The organism is Ruminococcus sp. AM26-12LB, from assembly GCF_003480785.1.
Classification (GTDB): Bacteria; Bacillota; Clostridia; order Lachnospirales; family Lachnospiraceae; genus Blautia_A; species Blautia_A fusiformis.
On record NZ_QUJX01000023.1, the window covers coordinates 1 to 14,753 of the forward strand.

11 protein-coding genes and 1 tRNA gene are annotated in these 14,753 nt (G+C 44.2%); 11 read left to right on the forward strand and 1 reads right to left on the reverse strand.

Going from position 1 to position 14,753, the window contains the following annotated elements; all coding sequences use genetic code 11:
• Window positions 1-130 precede the first annotated feature (130 nt).
• Both DW694_RS15135 and DW694_RS15140 read left to right on the forward strand, forming a co-directional pair.
• A tRNA-Trp gene (locus DW694_RS15135) sits at window positions 131-201 on the forward strand.
• A 179-nt stretch (window positions 202-380) separates the two neighbouring features.
• Entirely contained in the window at window positions 381-1,142 is a 762-nt protein-coding gene (locus DW694_RS15140; protein ID WP_147420738.1) for a hypothetical protein, read from the forward strand.
• A 370-nt stretch (window positions 1,143-1,512) separates the two neighbouring features.
• Here DW694_RS15140 and DW694_RS15150 read toward each other — a convergent pair whose 3' ends face one another.
• Window positions 1,513-2,100: a 50S ribosomal protein L25 gene (locus tag DW694_RS15150; RefSeq protein ID WP_118753275.1), complete on the reverse strand. Its 588-nt coding sequence runs from the start codon at window positions 2,098-2,100 to the stop codon at window positions 1,513-1,515.
• A 648-nt stretch (window positions 2,101-2,748) separates the two neighbouring features.
• Between DW694_RS15150 and ugpC the strand changes: the two genes are divergently transcribed.
• The 9 genes from ugpC (at window position 2,749) to DW694_RS15195 (ending at window position 14,735) form a co-directional block, all read left to right on the forward strand.
• Complete coding sequence (gene ugpC, locus DW694_RS15155; RefSeq protein WP_021651250.1) at window positions 2,749-3,885, forward strand: sn-glycerol-3-phosphate ABC transporter ATP-binding protein UgpC; 1,137 nt, start codon at window positions 2,749-2,751, stop codon at window positions 3,883-3,885.
• A gap of 79 nt (window positions 3,886-3,964) precedes the next feature.
• The gene (locus DW694_RS15160; protein WP_015525321.1) at window positions 3,965-4,828 is read left to right on the forward strand and encodes a sugar ABC transporter permease; all 864 of its coding nucleotides are present in this window, start codon (window positions 3,965-3,967) and stop codon (window positions 4,826-4,828) included.
• Window positions 4,828-5,745, forward strand: coding sequence for a carbohydrate ABC transporter permease (locus DW694_RS15165; protein ID WP_022427089.1), 918 nt, complete (start codon window positions 4,828-4,830; stop codon window positions 5,743-5,745). Before DW694_RS15160 ends, DW694_RS15165 begins: the two co-directional genes overlap by 1 nt.
• A gap of 142 nt (window positions 5,746-5,887) precedes the next feature.
• Window positions 5,888-7,249: an ABC transporter substrate-binding protein gene (locus DW694_RS15170; RefSeq protein ID WP_118753276.1), complete on the forward strand. Its 1,362-nt coding sequence runs from the start codon at window positions 5,888-5,890 to the stop codon at window positions 7,247-7,249.
• A gap of 212 nt (window positions 7,250-7,461) precedes the next feature.
• Window positions 7,462-8,838 (forward strand): sugar transferase, encoded by a 1,377-nt coding sequence (locus DW694_RS15175; RefSeq protein WP_118609214.1) that lies wholly within the window; start codon window positions 7,462-7,464, stop codon window positions 8,836-8,838.
• 82 nt (window positions 8,839-8,920) lie between these two features.
• On the forward strand, window positions 8,921-9,664 hold the full coding sequence (locus DW694_RS15180; RefSeq protein WP_118625112.1) for a glycosyltransferase family 2 protein: 744 nt from the start codon (window positions 8,921-8,923) through the stop codon (window positions 9,662-9,664).
• A 114-nt stretch (window positions 9,665-9,778) separates the two neighbouring features.
• Window positions 9,779-11,143, forward strand: a complete 1,365-nt coding sequence (locus DW694_RS15185; RefSeq protein ID WP_118753277.1) for an acyltransferase family protein — start codon at window positions 9,779-9,781, stop codon at window positions 11,141-11,143.
• A 7-nt stretch (window positions 11,144-11,150) separates the two neighbouring features.
• On the forward strand, window positions 11,151-12,452 hold the full coding sequence (locus DW694_RS15190) for an adenylyltransferase/cytidyltransferase family protein (RefSeq protein WP_015525326.1): 1,302 nt from the start codon (window positions 11,151-11,153) through the stop codon (window positions 12,450-12,452).
• A gap of 3 nt (window positions 12,453-12,455) precedes the next feature.
• Window positions 12,456-14,735 carry a LicD family protein gene (locus DW694_RS15195; RefSeq protein ID WP_118625116.1) on the forward strand — a complete coding sequence of 760 codons (2,280 nt, stop codon included), beginning with the start codon at window positions 12,456-12,458 and terminating at the stop codon, window positions 14,733-14,735.
• Window positions 14,736-14,753 lie beyond the last annotated feature (18 nt).

The following is a 14,753-nucleotide window of genomic DNA, read 5'->3' on the forward strand; positions in this document are numbered from 1 at the left end:
AGGGCTTGACCAAGAAACGCAGGTTAAGAATTGATTCAAAGAGTTTGATTAACGATCAACAAGCATGTATGTAGTTTTGAGAGTACAATGTAAAAGAATTTGTGGCCAACAGCCACTTTTTCTTGTATATAGGGGATTGGTCAAATGGTATGATAGGGGTCTCCAAAACCTTTGGTGGGAGTTCGATTCTCTCATCCCCTGCTCCTTAGGAGCCTGAAAGCCTTTAAAATCAAGGCATTCAGGCTCTTTTGTTTTGTCCAAAAAGGGCAGGGTACCAAAGTTGGTACCCTGCCAAAATCCAGACAAAAAGGAGGTTGCACGTCAAAGATTTCTTCCCCCGGTATGATTGCAAATTAGAACATTTTGAGCAAGAGATGGAAATGAATTACGATGAATTTGTGTCATATTTATTAAAGAAATATGGATCAGCTAAATATGATTATTTTACAAATGCTACTTGTAAAACTAAAAGTAAGCGAATTTCAAGAACTAAAGAAGGGTTATTTTGTCATCATATAGATGAAGATAAAGGCTATATGCTTTCGCATACAGGATGTGCATTAAAACAACCGTTTGAGTACCAAAAAGCAGAACGTCTAGTTTATTGCAATTATATTGAGCATTTATTACTTCATATATTGATTGGAAAAAACGCTTTTTGGTCTAAACATCAAAAGTTAATTGCACCTAAACAATTTTCTTATTTCATTGTTCCTGGTGTTTCTTATATTTGTTCAGAAATAAATTTATTGTATGACCAAAATGGAAGTTCTGTAGAATGGAGAAATAGATGTTTTAAAGAAATAGAAAACAATTTTGAAGATTATATTTACATATTAAATTCATTTATTCAATATATAGTGGACAATTATTCTGGAAATATAAATCAAAAAGAAATTATGGTGGGACAACATCTTATCCACAAAGAGCTGGGAGAAGGTATCATTACTGATATAGATGGTGAAGAAATATTTTCGAAAGTGACTATTCAATTTGCAAATTGTAAGAAGGTCATTTATAGAGATTGGATTGATAAAGGAGATTATCATAAGGAAATAAGGAACATTAAAGAGAACCTTGCTTCCGATACATATAGTAATGTGATAATAAAATCTGTATATAATCGTTTAGTAGTAGAGTGAGGTTAAGAAACAAGGCGAAGCCGATACGCCGTAGGGCAGTTTTTGACGGAGCGTTTATAGATCGCTAACAAAAATTTATTAAGGAGTGTTGATATGTGTCAGGCTGTACAGGAAATGTGTGATGATGCAAGAGCAGAAGGCAGAACACAGGGGGTACAGAGGATGAAAGTATTGGGCTTCAGAAACAGGCGCTGCTTACCGCACAGAAAATGCTCAAAGACAGCAGATTTACACTGGAAGATATCTCTAATTTTTCCGGATTGCCGCTGGATGAGGTAAAGAAATTACAAATGAAATAACATTCTTAGAATTATGTAAACAAAACCAGGGGATTGCCAATCGGCAATCCCCTGAATCATTACTATATATATTATGCTTCTGTCTCAGCTTCAGCGTCCTCATCCTCTTCCGGAGCTGCCTCATACTCACCGATATGAACAACAACTGCATCCTCAGGAGTGATGAAGTGGACGTGTTTGCCTTCCGGGATCGGGAGGTCTTTTACATGGATATCACGGACGTCTGCAGGATAGCCGTTGAAGTCGATGACGATGGTGTCAAGAAGGTTGGACGGATCTGCTTTGTAGTGGATCTCTTCCATCTCCTGCTCAACGATACCCTGAACCATGTCGGTGTGCTCCAGTTTGACAGCGACTGTTGTGGAAACCTTCTCACCGGCTACCAGTGCCTGGAAATCCAGAGCCATCAGCTGTTTTTCAATTGGATTATAGTCAATGTTCTTTACCAGGGCATCAACTTTTTCGCCTTCGATGTCCAGGTAAACCTGTGTACCTTCTTTATTTGCTTTAATGAATTTGGCTGCCTCGGCACCGTCAAACTGAAGTGCTACAGGCTCTTTCATTTCTTTTCCACTAAGAATTCCTGTGACGTAACCCTCACGTCTTAATTTTTTAGCTTTTACATTCGGGTTTCTTTTCTCTGCTTTCAATGTGATCATGTCAAATTCCTCCTCCTGATGCATGGATTCCGGTAATGTTGCTGTTCGCGCTGTTCGCAGTAACACGAATTCTGCATTTCTTTTCTGACTGGGATTATTATAGCACTTCTCGGACGAGGTGGCTAACAAAAAGTTAGAAAATTTAAGAACAATATTTTGTATTGTTTGACTTATATACAAAACTTCAAGGGTAAAATTAGACAAAAACAAAGCATATATTTGAGATTTTACAGAAAAAATTAAAACAACATAAAAAATTGCACAAATCAAGTGATCATAAAAGCCTGAAAGTTGTCATTTATCTGGAAGAGAGGCAAGTATTAAATATGAATATTCTATTTTTATTTGATTCAGATATGCGAGGAGACGGGAAATATCCATATTGCTGACATATTGGAGAGAGCTGTTGTGATCAATGTAATAAAAATTGGAAGATATGATGCAGGACAGAGATGACGGCGAAAGAAGGTGGCAACATAACGCGATGGGTATTTTACTCTGGAGAAAGAATTTAACGGAATTGCATATAATTTCTGAAACAATTTAACATACAATTCACAAATCTTTATCTCAACCACGATATCTGAACAGCCGGAAAAATCCTATACTACAAACTATGTGAGCGAGAGAAGAGAAAGGAGATAAGTAATGTCAGAAATTGCACTCAGAAATGTATGTAAGCAATTTGATTCGGAGCATTACGGTGTGAAGGATTTTAATCTTGATATACATGATAAAGAGTTTGTGATCTTTGTAGGTCCGTCCGGATGTGGAAAATCCACCACTTTGCGTATCATCGCAGGCTTGGAGGAGATCACAGACGGTGAGCTGTGGATCGACGGTGAGCTTTCCAATTATCTGGAACCGAAGGAGAGGGGAATGTCCATGGTGTTCCAGAACTATGCCTTATATCCGAACATGACAGTTTATGGAAATATGGCATACGCCTTGAAGATCCGTAAGCTTCCGAAGGATGAGATCGACAGAAAGGTCCATGAGGTGGCAAAGATCCTGGAGATCGACCAGCTTCTTGACCGGAGGCCGGCGGCTCTTTCCGGCGGTCAGAAACAGCGAGTTGCCATTGGAAGTGCAATTATCCGGAAGCCGAAAGCCTTTCTCATGGATGAGCCCCTTTCCAACCTGGATGCAAAGCTCCGTGCTCAGATGCGTGTGGAGCTTGTGAAATTACATAAACAGCTGGACACCACCATTATTTATGTAACGCACGACCAGACAGAGGCCATGACTCTTGGGACTAAGATCGTGGTCATGAAGGATGGTCTGATCCAGCAGGTGGGAGCACCTCAGAGTATTTATGACAATCCGGTAAATCTTTTCGTGGCAGGCTTCCTTGGTTCTCCGTCCATGAACTTTTTCCGGTGTACGGTAAAAGCAGAAGAAAATAATCGCACGGCCCTTCTTCTGGATGATGCCAAAACTGTGAAAAAGGTTTATCTGGACGGAACCAGAGGAAAACAGATCGCAGACAGATATAACGGCAGACACGTGATCCTTGGAATCCGTCCGGAGGATATCTACGAGTTTGATGAGGCGAAAAAGCTTGGTATTGAAAATGAAAGCGTAGATGTAGATGAGCCTGTAGTAAACCGCGAGATGCTGGGAGCGGAAGTGATCCTCTATTTTGATGAGCAGGGCAAAACCCTGGCAGTCCGCTTAAGTCCGGAAAATCAGACACAGGTAGGGGAGAAGGTTTCTCTGTATTTTGATATGGAGAAGGCCCATGTGTTTGATCCGGAGACAGAAGAAAATATTTTTGTGTCATGAATTTATGTCACGGAAGAGCTTGAGTACAGGCAGATCAGCCTGTAGATAGAATCTGATTATGCAAGGAGGAGAAATAGTTATGGAAAATAACAGCAAAAGCAAGATCACACCGTACTTATATCTGGTGCCTTGTATGCTTATTTTTGGAATTTTTCTGTTTTATCCGTTTGTGAAAACAATTTATTTAAGTCTTTACAAGACTAACAAGATGGGACAGGCAAAGCTGTACGTTGGTCTGGGAAACTATAAAGAACTGCTTCAGTCAGCATCCTTTATCAACAGTCTGAAGGTAACGCTGATCTTTGTGCTGATCGTTGTGGTCGGCGGCATGCTTCTTGGTCTGATCGCAGCAGTGCTTTGTAACAAGGCGTTTCCGGGAATCCGGGTGTTCAGTACATCCTATGCTCTGCCAATGGCTATCGCATCCAGCTCTGCAGCAATGATCTTCCAGATCATGCTCCACCCGGCAGTAGGTATTGTGAATAAGCTTACCGGCCTGGATATCAACTGGCTGAACGATCCGAACACGGCTCTGATCTGCGTAGCCATTCTTACTGCGTGGCTGAACAGCGGGATCAATTTTCTGTATTTTTCCGCAGGACTCGGAAATATTGATGAGACCATTTATGAGAGAGCTTCTGTGGATGGAGCCAGCAGTGTGCAGCAGTTTTTCAGCCTGACGCTTCCGGGACTTTCCCCGATCATGTTTTACACACTGGTGGTAAATATCATACAGGCCTTTCAGTCCTTTGGACAGATCAAGATCCTGACAGAGGGTGGTCCTAATGAGTCTACCAATGTTATTGTTTATTCCATTTACAGGGATGCGTTTTTTAACTACCGCTTCGGAAGTGCGGCAGCCCAGTCTGTTATCCTGTTTGTGATCATCATGATCATCACACTGATCATGTTCCGTATTGAGAAGAAGGGAGTGAATTACTGATGAGCCAGATGGAAAATATGGCAGTCCCGGCAGTGGGAAACATGTCAAAAGAGGAGCTTCTGGAGCTGAAAAAAGCTATGAATGCAAAGGCTCTTGCAAAGAGAAGGACAAGAACAGCGCTCCGTGTTACGGCAAATGTGGTGTTTGCAGTTCTGATCCTGCTTCCATTGCTTTATGCCATCAGTATTGCACTGATGCCTTCCAGTGAACTGTTTACTACAGAGTTGAATCTCTTTCCCAAGAATCCGACCTTTTCCAACTTTATCAATGCATTCCGCACCGTTCCACTTCTCCGATTCATATTGAATTCCTTTATCATGGCGGGATGCATTACCATCGGACAGATCATTACCTGTTCTCTTGCTGCTTTTGCGTTTTCTTTCCTGGAATTCAAAGGAAAAGGTATTCTCTTCATGGTTGTGATGGCAACCATGATGGTTCCGGGAGAGGCAACGATCATTTCCAACTACCTGACGGTATCAAGCTGGGGAATGCTGGATACTTATCAGGTACTGATCGTGCCTTACCTTACATCCGCAATGGGAATTTTCCTGTTCCGTCAGTTTTACATGACTTTCCCGATCTCACTGTATGAATCGGCAAAGCTTGACGGCTGCAGCAATCTGAAATTTATCGTAAGGATCCTGCTTCCGCTGACAAAATCCGCTATCGGCGCTATGGCAGTGTATACCTTTATCAACGCATGGAATATGTACATGTGGCCGCTGCTTGTAACAGGCTCCAACAATATGCGAACCGTTCAGATTGGTATCAGTATGCTGGATAGTGTGGATTCACAGTCTATCACCCTGATGATCGCAGGCGTTGTTATGATCATCATTCCGTCCATTTCCATCTTTATCGTTGGACAGAAGCAGCTGATCAGAGGAATGTTCTCGGGTGCAGTCAAGGGCTGATATCGGAGCAGGCAGCAACCCTGCAGCATCCTGCTGTAAGGGGAAAATATTGCAAAAAGATACTGCAAAGTCGTAAGACGGGCAGTTCATCTTATATAAAAAAATGAAAAAAGAGAAAATTTTTCAAGAGGAGAAAAAAGTTATGAAGAAAAAAATCATCGCAGCTTTCCTTACCACAGCAATGACTATCGGTTCTCTTTCCGGAGTAACTGTATTCGCCGCAGATGCCGGCACAGATGAAAAAGTGGAAATGGCAGATGCTTCCGATGTAGACGGAACTACCATTACCTTCTGGCATTCCATGGGTGGTGTCAATGGTGAGGCGATCGATACACTGGTAAAAAAATTTAACGATGAGAATGAATACGGAATTACGGTAGATGCTCAGTATCAGGGTGAATATGATGATTCCCTGAACAAGCTGAAAAGTGCACAGATCGGAAACATGGGTGCGGATCTTGTACAGGTATATGAGATCGGAACAAGATTCATGATCGATTCCGGATGGATCGTGCCTATGCAGCAGATGATCGACGCAGACAGCTACGATGTATCTGAGATCGAGCCGAACCTGGCTGCATACTACACCATCGACAATGAGCTGTACTCCATGCCATTCAACTCTTCCACACCGATCATGTATTACAACAAGGATATGTTTGATAAAGCAGGCATCACAGAAATTCCGGACAGCCTGGAGGGCATCGGTGAGATCGGACAGCATCTTCTGGACAGAGGCGGCGCAGGCGAGGTAATGTCTCTTGGAATCTACGGATGGTTCTTCGAGCAGTTTATCGGAAAGCAGGGCCTTGAGTATGCAAACAACGGAAACGGACGTAAAGAGGCTGCTACAGCTGTTGCTTTTGATGAGAACAGTGCTGCAAAAAATATCCTTACAGCATGGAAGGATCTTAACGACAAGGGCTTCGCACCGGTCGTAGGAAAAGGCGGCGATGCAGGTCTGGCAGATTTTTCTGCAGGAAAATCTGCGATCACTCTTGGCTCCACAGCTTCCCTAAAACAGATCCTTCAGGATGTAAACGGAAAATTTGAGGTTGGTACTGCATACTTCCCGAAGATCAAATCCAGTGACGAGGGCGGTGTTTCCATCGGAGGTGCATCTCTTTGGGCACTGAACAACAATGATCCGAAAAAGCTTCGTGCAACATGGGAGTTCGTAAAATTCCTGATCTCTTCGGAGTCTCAGGCTTACTGGAACGCACAGACCGGATATTTCCCTGTAACTGTAAAGTCTCAGGAAGAGCAGGTATTTAAGGATAATGTTGCAAAATATCCGCAGTTCCAGACAGCGATCGACCAGCTCCATGATTCTTCCGCCGACTATGTAGGCGCTCTGTTAAGTGTATTCCCGGAGGCAAGAGCTACCGTGGAATCCGAGATTGAAAGTATGCTCAACGGAAAAGAGGATGTGGATACAGCTGTGAAAAACATGGCAGATTCCATCAACAAATCCATCGAAGAGTATAACCTGGTGAATGAATAATTCGAAAAGGCGTGGAAACTGAAAAAGAAAAATAAATATATACAGCCAAAAATCCCCGGGTAAACTCCAGGGGATTTTTGCTATAGTCACGGAAAAAAACATCCTGACAGGAAAATATCAGGAGAAAAATCAGAGGAATCTCTGGACGTAAGAGTATATATTGGCTATAATGATGAAGTTAATATCTACTCCTCAGGAAGGAAGAAAAATCTGTGAATAGAAGTAAAAGAGAAGATTATAAGAGATTTGTGGTATTTTGTCTGGCAAGTCTGATCGTGATCGCACAGGCAGCGATCTTTGCTTATGTATGGTATGATTTTTACAGTGACCTGATCCTGAAGCCATTCTGGAGAAAGGGTAACTGGGTAATGATCCTGATCTATGCGCTGATCTATCTGATGTTTGCCAAGCTTTACGGAGGTCTGAAGGTAGGCTATCTGAAGCGTATCGATGTATTTTATTCATTGACGCTGGCAACGATCTGTACCAATGTTGTGACGTATTTTCAGATCACACTGATCAACAGATGGTTTATGTCGGCCAGACCGGTGATCGAAATGACCGGAGTCCAGATTGTTGTGACGGTACTGTGGATCTGGGGCTCCAGGTATATTTACTCCAGACTGTACGGAGCCAGAAGGCTGCTGGTGATCTACGGAGACCGTGATCCCGGTGATGTGATCCACAAGATGAACACCCGAAAGGATAAATACGATATCAGCGGTAAGGTTCATATCCGTGAGGGCGAAGAGAAGATCCATGCCATGATGGAAGATTATGAAGGCGTGATCATCTGGGATCTTCCGTCCCAGATCCGAAACAAGTATCTGAAATATTGTTTTTCTCATTCCATCCGTTGCTATATGAGCCCGAAGATTTCCGATATCATCCTGCTTGGAACAGACAGGATCCATCTGTTTGATACGCCGCTTCTGATGTGCAGGAATCAGGGACTTTCCATGGAGCAGCGTGCAGCCAAGAGAGTTCTGGATATCATTGTTTCCGGACTTGGGATCATCGTATCCTCACCCATCATGCTGATCATTGCCATTGCGGTGAAGGCTTATGACGGCGGTCCGGTATTTTATCTCCAGGATCGTCTTACCTATCAGGGAAAGGAATTCCGCATCCGGAAATTCCGAAGCATGTGTGTGGATTCCGAGAAGAACGGGGCGCGTCTTGCGTCCAAGCACGATTCCCGTATCACACCGGTAGGACATGTCCTGCGTAATCTGCATCTGGATGAGCTTCCCCAGCTGTTTAACGTGTTTATGGGTGATATGTCTCTTGTAGGTCCACGTCCGGAACGAGATGTGATCATGCAGGAATATGAGCAGGAAATCCCGGAATTCCACTATCGTCTTAAGGTAAAAGCCGGACTGACCGGTTATGCTCAGGTATATGGCAAATATAACACCACACCGTATGATAAGCTGAAGCTGGATCTGTTTTATATTGAAAATTATTCATTCCTTCTGGATATCAAGCTTCTGTTTATGACTGTAAAGATCTTTTTCCAGAAAGAAGTTTCCGAGGGCGTGGATGATAATCAGAAGAACGCTCTTAAGGATTCCGAAGACAAAAAATAAGTAACGAAACGAAATGCGTGTCAGGCTGCGGCAGATCATCCTGACGCGCATTTTGTGGATAGAGAGGACGGAGGTTGTTTTTATGGAAAAGCCGTTGGTTTCCGTAGTGATGCCCGTATATAACGGGGAAAGATATATTGGAAAAGCGATCGAATCAGCACTGGGACAGGAGGTTCCGGTAGAAGTGCTGGTCATTGATGACTGTTCTGCAGATGGCACAGAGCTTGCTGTAATGAAATATATGGACAGCGGAAAGATCCGTTATATCCGAAATGAACAGAATATGGGTGCTGCCCGTTCCAGAAACCGGGGCGTAAAGGAAGCCAGGGGAAAATATATCGCATTTCTGGATGCGGATGACTGGTGGGGAAAGGGCAAGCTGAAAGCCCAGACAGAGGTTATGGAACAGACCGGCTGTGCGATCTGCTCCACCGGAAGAGAGCTGATGACGCCGGATGGGCGCACTACCGGCAAATATATTCCGGTAAAGGAACGGATCACATACAGGGAGCTTCTGAAGCATAACAGCATCAACTGTTCTTCCGTATTGCTGCGCAGAGAAGATGCACTTGCGTTTCCAATGGAGCATGATGACAGCCATGAAGATTACATTACCTGGCTCCGGATATTGGGAAAGGGAGGATTTGCAGCAGGGATCAACAGACCTTACCTGAAATACCGGCTCAGTGAAGGGGGAAAATCCAGAAATAAGCTGAAGTCTGCGGCAATGACTTATCAGGTGTATCGGTATGTAGGATATGGTCCGCTGAAGAGTCTGTTTTTCTTTGTTTCCTATGCGCTCCACGGGATATGGAAATACCGTTGAAAAATTCTGGAAAAGGTGAATAATTCTGACATATATTAATTTTTTATTTCCAAATTCATAAATATATGTTATTATTTATTCATACTTTTATCAAATATTACAAGGTGGAAACAAATGAAACAGAGAACGGATAACCAGGGAGTGCCGTATTCTTACCTGGTCGATAACATTAAAGTAGTACTGATCTTTCTTGTCGTATTTAATCATCTGATCGCATTTCAGCTGGTCAAGGTGGACATGGTGGTGCGTTATGTATGGTATGGGATCACCATTTTTCACATGCCTGCTTTTATTTTTATATCCGGATATCTTTCCAAGAAGCCACAGGATGTACTGAAGAATGTGAAGAATCTGCTGATCCCTTATATTCTTGGATACAGTCTGACCTGGTATGCGTATATCTGGACCGGCAGAAGCATGGATTATGAGCTGCTCCGTCCGTCCGGAACAGTTATGTGGTATGTGCTGGCACTGTTTATCTACAGGCTGACTATCGAAGCACTTGGCAAGATACGTTTTATCGTGCCTCTGAGCATTATTTTTGCATTGTGGGCAGGAACAAGACCGGAATTTACGACTTATCTTTCAAGCTCCAGGATTGTTGTATTTTTTCCGTTTTTTGTGGCAGGCTATCTGTGGAAGAGTGATTACACAGACGTGGTCCGTAAATTCAAGGGTAAATGGATCCTGCTCCTGGTTTCAGCCCTGCTTTTGTATGCAGTTCCGAATTTTATGATCGCCAATGAGATCCCGGTAGATATTTTCCGTGGGAATCATACGTATCAGTTATCGGGAATGGATGATATCACAGGAATGCTGATCCGCCTTCTGATGTATCTGGTATCTTTTGTGCTGGTGCTGACGTTTCTAGCATTGATCCCGGATGTGAAGCTGCCGGTTACCTTTGTTGGAAGAAATACCATGGGGATTTATTTTTTCCATTATCCGATCATGATCGTACTCAACGGCCTGTTTCTTCTCAGCATCCCGCAGATGCTGAATGTCTGGGTGCTTTTCGGAGTATCCTGGGTGCTTGTGCTGATCCTTGGAAGCAAGCCGGTATCTTTCCTCTACGGAGGGGTACTGAACCTGCTTACATTTATTCTGTTCAAACGTGAGAGACAGGTGCAGGATGAAGGACTTGAGGATGAATATGATGAAGATGACCGTTATGAGATCATACTGAAAAGAAAGAAAGCCATTGAGGAGCTTGCGGCAACTCTGGACGAGGAGGATGCACGTAAGGTGAAGGACGATGTGGCGGCTGTACTGGAACATGAGACAGAAGAGACGGAAGAAATCCGTGACGAGGATTTCTTTGTAGATAAGGATCTTGAGATGGAGGAAGGCATGGATGATGCCGGAGCTCCACAGGAATTTGAGCAGCTCCAGGACCTGGATGATATATTAGAGATCACAGAACCGCAGGGGGAAATGGAAGTGCTTTTGAAAAATAAAGAAGAGAAAGCGCAGGATTAAATTAATAATGAAAAAAGTCATTACTTACGGTACCTTTGATCTGTTCCACCAGGGACATTACAATATTCTGAAAAGAGCCAGGGAGCTGGGGGATTATCTTGTTGTGGGTGTCACCAGTGAAAGCTATGATATCGAACGCGGCAAGCTGAATGTACAGGACAGCCTTTTGAAGCGTATCGAAAATGTCCGCAAGACTGGTTTTGCGGATGAGATCATTGTAGAGGAATATCAGGGGCAGAAGCTAAATGACATTACAAAATACAATATCGACCTTCTGGTAGTCGGTTCGGACTGGCGTGGCAAATTTGATTATCTGAAGAATTACTGTGAGGTCGTTTATCTGGAACGTACCAAAAATATTTCCAGTACCAAGCTCAGAAGTGAGGGTATGATCTACAGCATGGGCATTGTTACGGATGATACAGAGGACAACGAAATGGTGATGGAGTCCAAGTATGTCAGCGGACTGCATGTAGAAAGTGTGTATTCCGAGGACGTTTTTGTTGCGAGAGAATTCTGTGACAGATACGAACTTGACTCTTATGGTACAGATTACGGGCAGTTTCTGGAAGGATTGGATATCATTTATATCCGATCCGGTCTGAAAAACAGGGCAGATTATATCCGAAAGGCACTGGAATGTGATAAATATGTGATCAGTGACACGCCTATGGCTCTGGAGCCGGAAGAGATAAGAGAGTTGTTTGCACTGGCAAAGGCACATCAGGTTGTTCTGGTAGAGAAGCTTACCATGGTCTATCTGCGCGCGTTTACGCAGCTTGTCTGGCTGACACATGGAGCGCTTGTGGGAGATGTGGTAGCTGTAAAATGCGCGATTTCTCAGGATGATTTTGAGGGCGGAAAGAATTTCAGTGAAACAGTCAGCCAGGCGCTGTGTGCATGCATCAAGCTTCTCGGTAAGGATTACCTGGAGGTGAAGAGCAATGCGGTGAAAAGCAGTGACGGCTGCTTTATTTATGATATGATCACGATGAAGTATCTCCGGGCACTGGCGACCATTGAGATCGGAACAACGGTGGATGTGGAAAACGAGCTTGCGATCATCGGAACCAGGGGGCGTATCACCGTACCCGGTGACTGGTGGAATACCGGATATTTTGAAGCCAAAATAGAAGGTCAGGAATTCCTGAAACGCTACAGCTTTAATTTTGAGGGAAATGGTCTTCGCTATCTGCTTCAGGAGCTGGTCATCATGATCCGTGACAGACGGACAGAATGTACGAGATTTTTTTATGAAGAATCAGAAACTCTGGCTGAGCTTTTGAAAATAATTAATCAAAGAGGTTGACAGATGACAGAAAAACAGAAGCTTCTTTTGCAGCTCTTCCGGGAGGTTGACGCGATCTGCAAAAAGCATAATCTTAGATATGTAATGGCCGGAGGTACTCTGATCGGTGTTCTTCGAAATGAAGGCTTTATCCCATGGGACGATGATGTGGACATTTACATGCCCAAAAGTGACTGGGATAAATTTGTAGAAATATGTCAGAACGAGATGCCGCCGAACCGGGCGGTTTATTGTGCAGAAGTGGACCGTAATTATACCAACGGTTTTCCGCGCTACGGAAGTACGGATACCTGTGCGATCCACAAGCATCAGATCATAGGAGACGACAAGGCTGGTGAGATCATTGACGTACTGACTCTGGATCCCATTCCGGATGATGACCGTGAGTATGAGAAATACCGGGACCATATGATGATCTATACGGAACTTCTGAATATCAGCATGGTCGTGGGAGTCAGATGGGAAATTTCTCCCTGGCGGTATCTGTACTGGCTTTTCCGCTATACCTTCTGCGGAAAGGACAGAACCTTAAAGAAATTGGAGAAGATCATGTTTTCTTATAAAGAAGAGGAGTGCAGCCGCTATGCCATGCGATGGGGAGGCTGCCCGTTTCTTTTTGACAAGGATATGATGTTCCCTGTAAAATATATGGACTTCGAGGGCGAAAAGGTTATGATCCCTCACAGGACCAGCGATTATCTGATCTGGCATTACGGGGACGAATGGTCCTATATACCGCCTCATGGGGAAAGAGAATCTCATGAGTCTGTTGATGTTCCGGGCGCCAGCTATCAGGAGGTGCGGGATGAATATATGCCAAGGATCGACAAAAAACGTATCCGCAGACAGATGCTTTTCCGCAAATTCTACTGCCTTCTTATGGCAAAGGGAGACCATAAACAGGATGACAGACGAAGAAGGATCAAAGCCGGTGTTGTAGCCCGGGATGTGTCTGCCCGACTGATGAGATCCGAAAAAACAGCGGAGACCCTGCTGAAAGAGAGAAGATATGATGTGCTTGGTGAGATCTTTGAGGAGTATTACCGTGTACAGCTCAGCATGGAGTTTATCGGACGTGAGGATTTTAAGGGGATCCGTCCGTTCTATCATCCGGTCCTGATCCCGCTGGAGGATGAGGCTTTTCAGGCGGCCATGCTGACACTGATTTATCAGGAGCGTGTTTCCAAGGCATACCGTATGTACGAGGTACGTAAGAAAATGGATCATCTTACTCCGGAAATGGAGCAGACAGTGGAGGATATCCGACGTTTCCGAAAAGCAGCCAGCCACTATGAATTTAAAGAAATGCAGGAAGCAGAGGCGATTGTGGATGATCTTCTCAGAAAATATCCGGATGCTCCGGGATTCCTGAAATTTAAATGCCGGTTTGTGATGGAGCGCCTGGAAGGACCGCAGAATGCTTCAGAAGCGGAGAAATTTCTGTCTTACTGCCTGAGAGTATTTCCCCAGGATGGATATTTTATGAAATATAAGGGGGATCTTCTCTGGAAAAAGGGCCTCCGGAACGAAGCAATGGCAGAGTATCTGAAAGCCAGAGAATGCACCAATAACGGCATTGTGCAGCTGGAACTGGATAAATTCCTGAAAAAACAGAAGTCCCAGGCGATCCGGGACTGTCGGGATCTGCTTGGAAGCCAGAGAAGATCAGAAGCACTCTCTCTGATGGAGTTCTGGAGCAGACTGATGCCGGAGGATGAGGAGATCAGAGGCGCTCTTTATCTTGCGAAGGTATATTCCGTCCGTACAAAAGGGGAGCTGGAAGAGCTGGTGAGAGAGCTTTGCAAAGAACTGGGGATCACCGGTAATTCTCCAAGGGAGGGAACCCTTGAGGAGCCAGTGTACAAAGAGGCACTTACCTGTGCATGGCAGAGATTCGGCTATCCCAAAGCACTGGCAGAGGGCCGTACCAGGATCCTGTGCAGTGAGGAAGAGGGCGAGATGGAATATCTGGCAGAGGAGATCCGCAGCTTTCTGGTTCATAAGGAATGGCAGGGAGAGGTATACAAGCTTCTGGGAGATATCCGGAAGAAACAGGGGCGTACCCGGGAAGCCTTCGAAAATTATTTCCTGGCATTGGATCATGAGCCGCATCCCTATATAAAAAATGAGCTTTCCAGGATCTTCCTGGAGGATCTTTACGATGGAAGCCGGCGTACCGGATTTTTCGCAAAGAAGGCAGACGTGACAGAATTTCTGAACAGCTGGCTGGATAAGTATAAAAGTCAGGAGGAGCTTCAGGAGCTTCTGAAGCGGATCCTGTAATGACAGATCAACAGAAAC